The sequence below is a fragment of the Ardenticatena maritima genome (assembly GCF_001306175.1).
In the GTDB taxonomy this organism is placed as follows: Bacteria; Chloroflexota; Anaerolineae; order Ardenticatenales; family Ardenticatenaceae; genus Ardenticatena; species Ardenticatena maritima.
Genome location: NZ_LGKN01000003.1, coordinates 1,036,694 through 1,048,156, shown reverse-complemented (window position 1 = coordinate 1,048,156; position 11,463 = coordinate 1,036,694). Strand labels below are relative to the sequence as shown.

Annotated in this window: 10 protein-coding genes and 1 pseudogene; 6 read left to right on the top strand and 5 right to left on the bottom strand. The window is 59.4% G+C overall.

Annotation, left to right across the window (positions count from 1 at the left end; all coding sequences use genetic code 11):
* Window positions 1–15: 15 nt before the first annotated feature.
* From SE16_RS04590 to SE16_RS04580, 3 genes are all read left to right on the top strand, one after another.
* Window positions 16–1,347, top strand: coding sequence for a MerR family transcriptional regulator (locus SE16_RS04590; RefSeq protein WP_054492114.1), 1,332 nt, complete (start codon window positions 16–18; stop codon window positions 1,345–1,347).
* A 271-nt stretch (window positions 1,348–1,618) separates the two neighbouring features.
* Complete coding sequence (metA, locus tag SE16_RS04585; protein ID WP_054492113.1) at window positions 1,619–2,713, top strand: homoserine O-succinyltransferase MetA; 1,095 nt, start codon at window positions 1,619–1,621, stop codon at window positions 2,711–2,713.
* 66 nt (window positions 2,714–2,779) lie between these two features.
* Window positions 2,780–4,057 carry an O-acetylhomoserine aminocarboxypropyltransferase/cysteine synthase family protein gene (locus SE16_RS04580; protein ID WP_054492112.1) on the top strand — a complete coding sequence of 426 codons (1,278 nt, stop codon included), beginning with the start codon at window positions 2,780–2,782 and terminating at the stop codon, window positions 4,055–4,057.
* A gap of 73 nt (window positions 4,058–4,130) precedes the next feature.
* Here SE16_RS04580 and pdxT read toward each other — a convergent pair whose 3' ends face one another.
* The 3 genes from pdxT to SE16_RS04565 form a co-directional block, all read right to left on the bottom strand.
* The gene (pdxT, locus tag SE16_RS04575) at window positions 4,131–4,736 is read right to left on the bottom strand and encodes a pyridoxal 5'-phosphate synthase glutaminase subunit PdxT (RefSeq protein WP_054492111.1); all 606 of its coding nucleotides are present in this window, start codon (window positions 4,734–4,736) and stop codon (window positions 4,131–4,133) included.
* A gap of 2 nt (window positions 4,737–4,738) precedes the next feature.
* Window positions 4,739–5,626 carry a pyridoxal 5'-phosphate synthase lyase subunit PdxS gene (gene pdxS, locus SE16_RS04570; RefSeq protein ID WP_054492110.1) on the bottom strand — a complete coding sequence of 296 codons (888 nt, stop codon included), beginning with the start codon at window positions 5,624–5,626 and terminating at the stop codon, window positions 4,739–4,741.
* Between the two features lie 154 nt (window positions 5,627–5,780).
* Window positions 5,781–6,818, bottom strand: coding sequence for an LLM class flavin-dependent oxidoreductase (locus SE16_RS04565; RefSeq protein WP_054492109.1), 1,038 nt, complete (start codon window positions 6,816–6,818; stop codon window positions 5,781–5,783).
* A gap of 112 nt (window positions 6,819–6,930) precedes the next feature.
* Here SE16_RS04565 and SE16_RS04560 point away from each other — a divergent pair.
* The 3 genes and pseudogenes from SE16_RS04560 to SE16_RS16680 form a co-directional block, all read left to right on the top strand.
* Window positions 6,931–7,674: pseudogene (locus tag SE16_RS04560) on the top strand (hypothetical protein); the annotation flags it as partial.
* A 22-nt stretch (window positions 7,675–7,696) separates the two neighbouring features.
* Window positions 7,697–8,761: a hypothetical protein gene (locus SE16_RS04555; RefSeq protein ID WP_054492257.1), complete on the top strand. Its 1,065-nt coding sequence runs from the start codon at window positions 7,697–7,699 to the stop codon at window positions 8,759–8,761.
* 108 nt (window positions 8,762–8,869) lie between these two features.
* Window positions 8,870–9,145: an RHS repeat-associated core domain-containing protein gene (locus tag SE16_RS16680; protein ID WP_152918038.1), complete on the top strand. Its 276-nt coding sequence runs from the start codon at window positions 8,870–8,872 to the stop codon at window positions 9,143–9,145.
* On the opposite strand, the gene SE16_RS04550 is transcribed toward SE16_RS16680, so the two are convergent.
* Together SE16_RS04550 and SE16_RS04545 are read right to left on the bottom strand one after the other, a co-directional pair.
* Entirely contained in the window at window positions 9,131–9,904 is a 774-nt protein-coding gene (locus SE16_RS04550; RefSeq protein WP_054492256.1) for a TatD family hydrolase, read from the bottom strand. The two genes, SE16_RS16680 and SE16_RS04550, sit on opposite strands and share 15 nt — an antisense overlap.
* Before the next feature lie 3 nt (window positions 9,905–9,907).
* Window positions 9,908–11,434, bottom strand: coding sequence for a carboxypeptidase M32 (locus SE16_RS04545; protein WP_054492255.1), 1,527 nt, complete (start codon window positions 11,432–11,434; stop codon window positions 9,908–9,910).
* Window positions 11,435–11,463 lie beyond the last annotated feature (29 nt).

The following is an 11,463-nucleotide window of genomic DNA, read 5'->3' as shown; positions in this document are numbered from 1 at the left end:
CAAGCGGGGTTTTCTATGTACGACACGACACCGACCTACAATTTGAAAGCCGTTGTGCAACGCACAGGCGTCAAGCCTGATACGTTGCGCGTATGGGAGCGGCGTTATGGGCTTCCCAAGCCGCACCGCAAGCCGAGCGGGCACCGTCTCTACTCGGAATATGATATTGCCGTGGTGGAGTGGTTGCGGGCGCGGTTGGAAGAAGGGATGCGCATTAGTGAAGCGGTCTCTTTGTGGCAGCAGATTGAACGTGAGGGAAACGACCCCCTGCATGTGATGCCTGTGCATCGGTTCGACGCCCAACCGCCCGTGCGACGACCTGCAGGGCATTCGCAACTGGATGCGTCGGTGCAAGCCTGGCTCGATGCCGTGCTCAACTTTGACGAACAAAACGCCGAGGCGGTGTTGACGGAAGCGTTTGCCCTCTATCCGCCGGAAACGGTCGTGCTGCAACTCATTCGCCCGGCATTGCATGAAATCGGCGAACGCTGGTATCGCGGCGAGGTGAGTGTGCAACAGGAACATTTTGCCTCGGCGTTGGTCAGTCGGCGGCTTTCGGCGATGATGGCAACCATGCCGCCGCCTTGGGAGCCGGGAAGCCTGTTGCTGGCGTGCGCCCCCGACGAACTGCACAGCCTTCCCCTCTTGATGCTGGCGTTTCTGTTGCGGCGCCATGGCGTGGCGACGGTCTATTTGGGCGCGAACGTCCCCGCCGACCGCTTGATGCAAACATATGAGCGTGTTCGCCCTCGTCTTGTGGTGTTGACGGCGCAACATCTGACGACGGCGGCGCGCCTTGCTGATGTGGCGGAACTTCTGGCATCTCGCAATGTGGTTGTGGCGTATGGCGGGCGCATCTTTGCCCAGGAGCCGCTGGCGCGGCGTTTTATTCGCGGGCTCTTTTTAGGTGAAAGTATGGAAAGCGCCTTGGCGCATCTGCTGGATTGGGTGCGCCATACGCCGGCATTGCCCAACGTGCCGGCGTTGCCGCCCACTTATCGCGAGGCATGGCATCATTTTCGGGCGCAACAGCCCTTCATTGCCGCTGATGTGATCCGGGCGCTGCAAGCCGACGAACATATGCGCGCATTGCCCATCTCGGCGCTCCAAAGCGCTGTGTATTTCTTGGGCGGCGATCTTGAGGCCGTTTTGCGCCTGGGAGATGTGCAAATACTGGGAAGCGAGTTGGAATGGGTAGAGACGTTGCTGGTGTACCACAACATTCCGCGAGATGCGTTGTACCATTTCTTGCGAATGTATCAGCAGGCGGCACAACACCACCTGGATGAGCGCGGGCAGATTGTGATTGAGTGGTTGCAAAAGGTTGTGCATGCCCTGGCGGCATGATTTGACACCCTCACTGAGACGTTTACAATGCGGCCATCAAGCAACCCAAGGTGCGAGGGCGCACGTTCCAGATGGAACGTGCGTTTTTTTATTGCCATGACCACATATGCAACACCGACAATTCAGACACATGCCGCCGCACACATGATGATGTGCATGTGTTGCATGCATGGCGTTTGCCATGCTTCCCCCTGTTGGTGTTGCCTCTCGCCACGTTCGTAAGCCCATCCCCTGAAGAGACCGACAAGACACCAGTCAGGAGGAAGCCACGATGCCGCTTGTGGCGCATTCGCGCTTGCCAACATTTGAAGACCTTCGCCGTTATGGACAGGACGTGCTCCCACTGGAACACGCCCTTCATCAGGATATTCGCGAGTTGCATATCGGCTTGCTCAATATGATGCCCGATGCCGCTTTGCAGGTGACCGAGCGGCAGTTCATGCGCTTGATTGGCGGGTGCAACAAGATTGTGCAGTTTTTTGTGCACCCGTTTACTGTGCCGGGGTTGCCCCGTTCGCCGGAGACGCAAGCCTACATTGATGCGTACTACGAAGATTTTGAGACGTTGAAAGAAGAAGGACTGGACGCGCTCATTATCACAGGCGCGAATGTCACCAATCCCTCGTTGGAGCAAGAAGCCTTTTGGGAGCCTCTGGTGGAGGTGATTTCGTGGGCGAGCGAAAACGTAACGTCCATTTTGTGCTCATGCCTGGCGACACATGCGCTCATCAAATATTTCTACGGCATTGACCGCCAGCGTTTGCCGCGTAAGCGGTGGGGCGTCTATTCGCATCGTATCACACGCCGCCACCCCTTGCTTGCCGACATCAACACCCGTTTTGACGTGCCCCATTCGCGCTGGAATGAAATTACACGCACGCAATTTGTGGGCGCGGGGTTGGTGGTTCTTGTTGAAAGCGCCGAAGCAGGCGTGCATATGGCGGTCAGCCCGGACCATTTGCGGTTCATTTACTTCCAGGGGCACCCCGAATACAACACCAACAGCCTGCTCAAAGAATACAAGCGCGAAGTCTTTCGCTACGTGCGCGGCGAGCGCGATGACTACCCGCCGCATCCTGAAAACTACTTCCCGCCTGAAGCCGCCGCCATCGCCGACACCTACCGCGCCGCCGTGGAACTTGCCAAACGACGCGGCACACAGCCGCCCCCCTTCCCCGAATCGGCGCTCTTGCCCTATCTCGACAACACATGGGGCGATACCGCCAAGGCGATTTTCAACAACTGGCTTGGGCTGGTCTATCGCGTGACGGATATTGACCGCCGCAAACCGTTCAAGCCCGGTATTGACCCCGAAGACCCGTTGGGCATTCGCCACCTGCAAGAGCAGGAGAACAACGGCTATTAGCGAGGGCATCCCATCCCGTTCAAACGGGGTGTATGTCGAAAAAACAATTTACACAAGGAGGCTTGCATGCGCGACGAAACCATTTCCATTCACGGCGGTTGGGACCACGACCCCGCCACCAAATCCATCGCCGTGCCCATCTACCAAACCGTGGCATACGCGTTTGATGACGCGGCGCATGGTGCGGCACTCTTCAACCTGGAAGTGCCCGGCAACATCTACACCCGCATCATGAACCCCACACAGGCGGTGCTGGAAGAGCGTGTGGCGCAACTGGAACACGGTATCGCCGCCCTCGCGACCAGTGCGGGCAGCGCCGCTATCAACTACGCCATCCTCACCATCGCCGAAGCCGGCAGCAATATCGTCAGTGTGCCGCTGCTGTATGGTGGGACGTACACGCTCTTTTCCGGCATGTTGCCCAAGCAGGGCATTGAAGTGCGCTTTGCCGAAGACGACCGCCCCGAAAGCCTGGAAAAGTTGATTGACGAAAAAACCGTTGCCGTCTATTGCGAAAGCATTGGCAACCCCGCCGGCAACATTGTGGATATTGAGGCGCTCGCCGAAATGGCGCACCGCCATGGCGTCCCCCTGATTGTGGACAACACCGTCGCCACACCCGTGCTCATCAAGCCGATTGATTACGGCGCAGACATCGTCGTGCACTCGCTCACCAAATACATGGGCGGGCATGGCACCTCGCTTGGCGGCATCATCGTGGACAGCGGCAAATTCCCCTGGGCGGAGTATCCTGAAAAGTACCCCATGCTCACCCAACCCGAACCCGCCTACCACGGCGTTGTGTACACCGAAGCATTCGGTCCCGCCGCGTACATCGCGCGCGCCCGCACCGTGCCGTTGCGCAACACCGGCTCCGCTATCAGCCCGTTCAACGCCTTCCTGATTTTGCAGGGCATCGAAACCTTGCCGTTGCGCATGGAGCGCCATACCGAAAACGCGCTTGCCGTGGCGCAATACCTTAAAGAACATCCCTACGTCGAATGGGTGCACTACGCCGGCTTGCCCGATTCCCCCTACTACGAACTGGCGCAGAAATACACCAACGGTCGCCCCTCGGCGTTGCTCTCATTCGGCGTGAAAGGCGGCTACGAGGCGGGCGTCAAATTCTACGACGCGCTCAAACTCTTCAAGCGGCTGGTCAACATCGGCGACGTGCGTTCGTTGGCTGCGCATCCCGCTTCCACCACGCACCGCCAGTTGAGCGAAGAAGAGCAACGCGCCGCCGGCGTCACCCCCGACATGATTCGTCTCTGCATCGGCATTGAGCACATTGACGACATCCTGGCGGACCTGGAACAGGCGCTGGAAGCCTCACAAAAATAGTTGGTCTGCTGCAGAAAAGAAACGCCGCGGCAGGCATTGCCTGTCGCGGCGTTTTGCGTTAGGCGTGGTGGGCTTAGGCCGGCGTGGGCGATTGCACCAGTTGCAGGAAATAGCGGTGGAACCGCGTATCGTCCGTCAATTCGGGGTGGAAAGCGGTGCCCAGCAAATGCCCCTGTTGCACCGCGACAATGCGCCCATCGTCAAGTGTTGCCAGCACATCCACGCCCTCGCCCACCTGTTCGATCACCGGCGCACGAATGAAGACGGCCGGGAAGGGACGCCCACGCTCTTCTTCCTCGGCAACCGCATCCAGCGCGGGCACAGCCAACTCGGTCTCGAAACTGTCCACCTGTCGCCCAAAGGCGTTGCGCTGTACGCGCACGTTCAACCCGCCGAAAATCGGCGGTTCTTCCCCAATGTCGTTGGCAAGCGCAATCAGCCCGGCGCAAGTGCCCCAGACGGGGTGGTGTTGGGCGAACGCGCGTATCGGTTCAATCAACCCGTGGGCGCTCGCCAGGCGGCGAATAGTGGTGCTTTCGCCGCCTGGAATGATGAGCGCGTCCAGCCCTTCCAGTTCTTCCGCGCGGCGCACCTTGCGCGGGGTGGCCCCCAGGCGCGTCAGCATCTCCTCATGCTCGCGAAAACCGCCTTGCAGTGCCAGAACGCCAATCGTTGCCATACCTACCACCCTCGCGTTGCCAGGCGTTCATCTTCCGCCAACTTGCTCACGTCAATTCCCGGCATGGCTTCACCCAGCCCGCGCGACAATTCGGCGAGCATAGCGGGGTCGTCGTAGTAGGTGACGGCTTGCACAATGGCTTTGGCGCGCTCGAACGGGTTGCTCGATTTGAAAATGCCGCTCCCCACAAAGACACCGTCCATGCCCAGGTGCATCATCAGCGCGGCGTCGGCGGGGGTGGCAATCCCCCCGGCGGCAAAGTTCACCACCGGCAGGCGTCCCGTTTCGGCGACTTCTTTGACGAGTTCGTAAGGCGCGCCCAGGCGCTTGGCTTCGGCATAGAGTTCGTCGGGGCGCATGGCTTGCAGGCGGCGAATTTCGCCCATGACCGTGCGGGCGTGGCGCACGGCTTCCACCACGTTGCCGGTGCCGGCTTCGCCCTTGGTGCGAATCATCGCCGCGCCTTCGGCAATGCGGCGCAAGGCTTCACCCAGGTTGCGCGCCCCACAGACAAAGGGCACTTTGAATTGGTGCTTGTCAATGTGGTTTTCTTCGTCGGCGGGGGTCAACACTTCGCTTTCGTCAATGTAGTCCACCCCCAGCGCTTCCAGGATTTGGGCTTCCACAAAGTGCCCAATGCGGCATTTCGCCATCACGGGAATGCTGACCGCTTCCATGATTTCGAGGATTTTTTCGGGGTCAGCCATACGCGCCACACCGCCTTCCTTGCGAATGTCGGCGGGGACACGTTCCAGCGCCATCACCGCGCAGGCGCCCGCTTCTTCCGCGATTTTGGCTTGCTCGGCGGTCGTCACGTCCATAATGACGCCGCCTTTCAGCATTTGCGCCAAACCGGCTTTGGCACGCCATGTTCCTGTTTGTGCAGACATTGGCTCCTCCTCAGGGTCTGTTTGGGCTGTCTTGTCAGCCGCGCGCAAGTATAGCGTTGCTATCAGGAGAGACAAGGGCGCGGTGGTCGTGGGCGTTTGAGAGGGTGGTATCTTACGGAGGCGCCCTCTGTGGGGTGTGGCTTGCTTGATATGTTCAGCGAGGCGAGGAAACGCCCAACGCGCGGCGCACGGCGGGCGCAACTTTGGTGCCCAACAGTTCGATGGCGTGCAACACTTTTTTGTGTGGAAGGGTGCCCACTGTCAGTTGGAGAAGAAAACGCTCATGGCCGAAGAGTTCATGCTGGTAGAGAATTTTCTCGATGACCTCTTCGGGCGTGCCTACAAAGTTCGCGCCGTGCAGGGTGCATGACGCATCGAATTGCGCGCGGGTCATGGGAGGCCAGCCACGTTCGCGCCCGATGCGGTCCATTTGCGCTTTGTACGCGGGGAATGCTGTGTCGCGGGCGTCGCGTGTAGTATCCGCCAGAAAACCATGCGAGGCGATACCAAAGATGGGGGTGTGCCCCGCGCGGCGCGCCGTTTGGCGATAGAGGGCTGCCAGTGGTGCAAAACGGGCGGGCATGCCGCCGATAATGGCGAGGATGACGGGAAGCCCCAATGTGCCGGCACGCACCACAGAGGGGGGTGAACCGCCAACCGCCACCCAGACGGGCAAGGGGTCTTGCACCGGGCGGGGGTAGATGCACCGGTCTTCAATTGGTGGGCGGAATCGTCCCGACCATGTGATGCATTCGGATTCGCGGATGCGCAAGAGCAAGCGCAATTTTTCATCAAAAAGGGCATCGTAATCGTTCAAGTCGTAGCCAAAGAGGGGAAACGATTCAATGAACGAACCGCGCCCCACCATGATTTCTGCGCGGCCATTGGAGATGAGGTCCAGCGTGGCGAACTGTTGGAAGACACGCACCGGGTCATCCGAACTGAGCACAGTGACGGCGCTGGTGAGACGAATACGGCGTGTGCGCGCCGCCGCCGCTGCCAGCACAACAGCCGGGGCGGAGATAATGTAGTCGGGGCGGTGGTGTTCGCCCAGCCCGAAAACATCCAGCCCAACTTCATCCGCCAACTTGATTTCTTCCAGCAAGCGGCGCATGCGCTCTTGCGGGCTGATGAGCCGCCCGGTTTCGGGGTCAATCGTGCGTTCGCCGAAACTGTACAAACCGATTTCCATGTGGGCGTCCTTTATTTGTCGTTTGGAATATCATTTTGGTAGCAAATACCGTTTTTGACAAATTGTTTTTTTCCTGCTGGCATAATAAGCAGCCGCTTGCTCTTACAGCGCCCGCCTCTACGATCCCTGGGCGGGGGTGTGGCTCACGCGGGAGCCCTTGCCCGGCGATGCGTGGCGACCGAGGACGTGGCACCGGTATGCTTTCGTCCACGCCAACCCTGTCAATTGGGTGGATGCGTATGGCTATTGGCCGGCCTGGCTGAACAGGCGGACGGTGGCTCTGGGGGCGGCGATGGCGGCGGCCGGTGGAGTGCTGGCGGGGTCGGCGGCTATGTGGGGTGGGATGTCGGTGGGGCTGAACCCCTATCTCTCGCCGCAAGCGCGGACGTGGGGGCAGCGGACGGCTGTGGCGGGGGCATCGTTGCTCACACTGAGCCTCTACGGCGGCGAGGCGGTGCGGGCTTGGGGCGCACAGGTCCAAGTCAGATGTGCGCAGGGCCTTGCCCGTAATCGTGTCTCGCCAGTGCAAATCGGGCGTGCAAGTGAAGAGTACGTCGAGGGGTTACTCCAGGAGATGGGGGAACCAATCTTACGACGACATGCGTATTTCACCACTCCCGAGGGGAAGCGCGCTTTTATTGACTTTGAGACAGAAAACTACCTCATCGAGGTCAAAAACCTGTCGCGCCCTACTCTCTCATCCAGATTCGTTGAACAAGCGGGGAAGTACCTCGAAATTTCTGAAGAAATCGGCAAACCGCTACGGTACTACTTCACCAACCAGCCACCCAACGAGTCGATGATCAAATTGTTCAAAAAATACGGCATTGAGTGGTACCATATCCCAATGCCGTAAATTGCCAGGATGGGAGGTTGTTATGAAGCGGGAACGTTTCGACTGGGACAACTTTGAGAATGTGGGGTTGACCTTTTGGGTGGTCAAGCCCTTTGACGCGCCGGAGGTGGCGGAGGCATTTTTGAAGATCTTAGAGCGATATGGCTACGCTCCGGACCGTATAAATACGGGCTGGACCGGGGAGCGGTGGCTCAAGCTGTCGCAGCACCTGGAGGAGTATTACCGGGCGTGGCGCGAAGTTCCTCCAAAGGAAGTTGTTAAAGTCTGCCTTCTCCGCCGCACCCTTTATCCCCGTGGTCGGATAATGGTGGATATCAATGCTACAGGTTCTCTTCCTTTTGACACTATTGATGTGTGTCTGGAGGCGGACTACTTTCGAGAAGAGGGAGCCCAGCGGAATTTCTTAGAGCTGGGGAAAGCGCTGTACCGACTTGTGAGCCCTGCCTATGGGATAGTTGAGTTCAGCTCTACACTACACGCAAAGACCGGACCGATGAACCTCAGGCGAGGGTTGCCGGGGATTTTTTGGGGGAACTTTCTGGGGCCTGAATATGTGGAGCTGATGGGGAGGAAGAAGTTGGAGGAGGTGGCGAAGAGGTTGCCTGTGGAGGTAGAATGGATGAAGGATGGAGGGGTTTTACTCACCTTGGGGGGGTGTGTGCTGGATAGTGGCACATCCGAGAAGCTTGCTTTGGCGGAGGAGGTAGAGCGGTTTTTAGGGGAGGAGTACTTTTCCAAGACTTCGCCGCCCAAGCCGTTGTCCTTCACCTGGCAGGATCTTCTGGAGGGGAAAGTATCACGAGAGGAAGCGCGAAATCACTTATTTCCTCCGAAGCCCAGGCAGGGGAAGGTGCCGGCATTTCGGTTTCAAGAGCTGCGACAGAAGCGGCGGGAGGAATGGAGGCGGTCGGGAGGGGTAACGGTGAGGGAGCTGATAGAGGAGTTAGGGTTGGAGTTGAAAGGACCTGGGGGGGTGATAGCGGTAGATGCTTCTACGGGGAAAGCCTATCACCTGTTGCCGGAGGAGATCTTGGGGGAAGATGAGAGTGATGAGGGAGAGAGTACAGATACATCTGAGTCTGATTAGTTGGGGTTATGTGGGTGAGTGATGGTGTGTCGAAACCGAAGAAGTGCGTGGGGTAATGGTTAAGTAAGAGGGTGTTTGTTCCTTCATTAACGGTACCCATGGTGGTTCCTGCCAGCCCGTGGCAACTGGACGGACCCGCACAACCACTACACCTTCCTGGGCAAAGAATGGGACGAGCACTTAGCGCTCTACGAATTCGGCGTGCGGTTGTATGACCCCTGGGCCGGCGTATGGCTCACGCGGGAGCCGCTGCCGGGGGATGCGTGGCGGCTACGTGTGGGGCCGTTGCTGTGTGGCACGGGAAAGCAACAGGGTGTTGAGCCGATGCAAACCTTGACAGCCCAGAAATTGGCCCACCGCATTTGTGCTCTAGCGAACCTCTAACCGATACGTTGCACAGAGATGCCGCCAGTTGTGCCACACATGTGCACGCACTTCATCCACCGAAAGACCACGCAGGGCGGCAAGGTGCGTCAGTACGCCGTGCAGATGGTGCGGCATGCCTGTTTCGCCTGTGAGCCAGGGAAGACCGCCGGAGTTGTCTGTTTCGGTGAGCAGTTGACCGAGGGGAATACGGCGTGCAATGGCTTGAATGTGTGGGGTGTATGGCAGTTCGACGCCGATAGTGAAAACATGCCCGTCGGCGATGAGGTCGTCGAGCACGTCAAGCGGACCTGAATACCAGTGGATGATGGCGGGAGTGATGCCGAACGCCCGCAAATTGTCGCGGATTTCGGCTTCCGCGCCTTTGGTGTGCAGGTTGATCAGGAGATGCCGCGCAGCGGCGGCTTCCAGAAAGAGATGGAAAATGCGCCGCTGAACGTCAAGCGTGTTCGGCGGTGCCCACACTGTGTCCAGTCCGATTTCGCCGAAAAGCGGCGCCTCGGCAAGGTGGTGAAGCCATGTGTGGCGTGTCTGCCAGGCGGTGGCGGCGTGCCACGGGTGCACGCCAAAAGCCGGCATGACCCAGGGAGAACGGGCGGCAATGGCACAGGTGCGGGCATATGATGCGGCGTCCATGCTGACGGCGATGGTGAAGATGCGCTGGGCGGCAAGCGCCGCTAGCACGGCGGGCAGGTGGGCGTCGTCGTACTGGTCGAGATGGGCGTGAGCGTCGAGGAGTGGTGGACGATTGCGCCGCATGGCTCACGGTTCCAGGTTGAGTCCGTACAGGTCGCCAAACTTGGCGTAGAGGTAGCGCAACAGCGGTTCAACGCTCAGTGGTTTGCCCGTGGCGCGTTCGACCAGTTCGAGCGGTAGGTATTTGCGCCCGTGGCGGTACACGTGTTCGGTCAACCAGCCGCGCAGGGTGTCAAATTCGCCCGCGGCGATGTGGTCTTCGATGTCGGGGTGCGTTGCCTGAATGGCTTCAAAGAGTTGGGCGCCGATGATGTTCCCCAACGCATACCCCTGAAAACGTCCACCAATGAGGGCGTTGTACCAATGCACGTCTTGCAAGACGCCCACTTTGTGATTGGGGGGACGCACACCCAGAAATTCTTCGTACATGGCGTTCCATGCTTCGGGCAATTCAGCAATGCTGAGGCTGCCTTCCAGCAGTTGTGCTTCCAGTTCAAAGCGAATCATGATGTGCAGATTGTAAGTGACTTCGTCGGCGGTGACGCGGATGAAAGAGGGTTCGACCACGTTGATGGCGGCGTAGAAATCATCGAGCGGTACGTGTGCCAGGTGGTCGGCAAACAGGCGCTGGAAACGGGGGTAGTAGTGCTCCCAAAACGGGCGGCTCCGCCCGACACGGTTTTCCCACAGGCGCGAACTGCTTTCATGCACACCCGACCACGCGCCGCGTGCGAGCGGTGTGCCTTCATAGCGGGGGGAGACGTTTTGCTCGTAGATGGCGTGCCCCGATTCGTGCATGGAGGGGAAGAGGGGGGCGTTCAGGTAGTCGGGGGTGAAGCGTGTGGTGATGCGCACATCGCCATGTGAGAGGCGGATGGCGAAGGGATGCGCCGTCAGGTCGTGGCGTCCACGTTGCCAGTCATAGCCGAACGCGGTAAGGACGTCGTGCAGAAATGCCATTTGCGTGTCGAAATCGTAGGTGTGTGCCAGAAAATCGGTGTTGGGGCGCGGGGCGTCGGCGATGGCGCGTACCAGAGGCACCAATCCGCGCTGCAACGTGTCGAACAAGGCGCGAATCGTCGCGGTGTCGAAACCCTCATCGCTTTGCTGGATGAGGGGGTCCATGGGGTGGTCGTAGGGTGCGAGGTAGTCCGCCATGCGGCGGCTGAAATCGAGCGTTTTTTCGAGGAAGGGTTGCACCGTGGCAAACTCGCCCGTTTGGCGGGCTTCCCCCCAAGCCTGGCGGCTGGCGCTGAGGTGGCGTGACATTTCGGCGACAAAGTCGGTTGGAATGCGGCGGCGGCGGTCATACTCGCGGGCGACATAGCGGATGAGCGCGGCGTCGTCGTCATCGTAGGGCAGGGTTTCGGCATAGGGCACGAGCACGTCGAGCCACTCCTGGATGTGCGGCGCGGTAAACTGTTCTTGCCAGAGACGGCTCAGCGTGGCGATGTGGCGACTGCGGGCGCTCGCACCGCCTTGGGGCATGTACGTCACCTGATCCCAGCGAAGCAAACCAACGGCCCCCCCCAAGTCGCTCAGAAATTGCAAGTGTGCTTTGAGTTCAGCCAATACAGCCTGCGGCGTTGGCATCCTCAACTCCTTGTGGTTGGTTGTGTGGT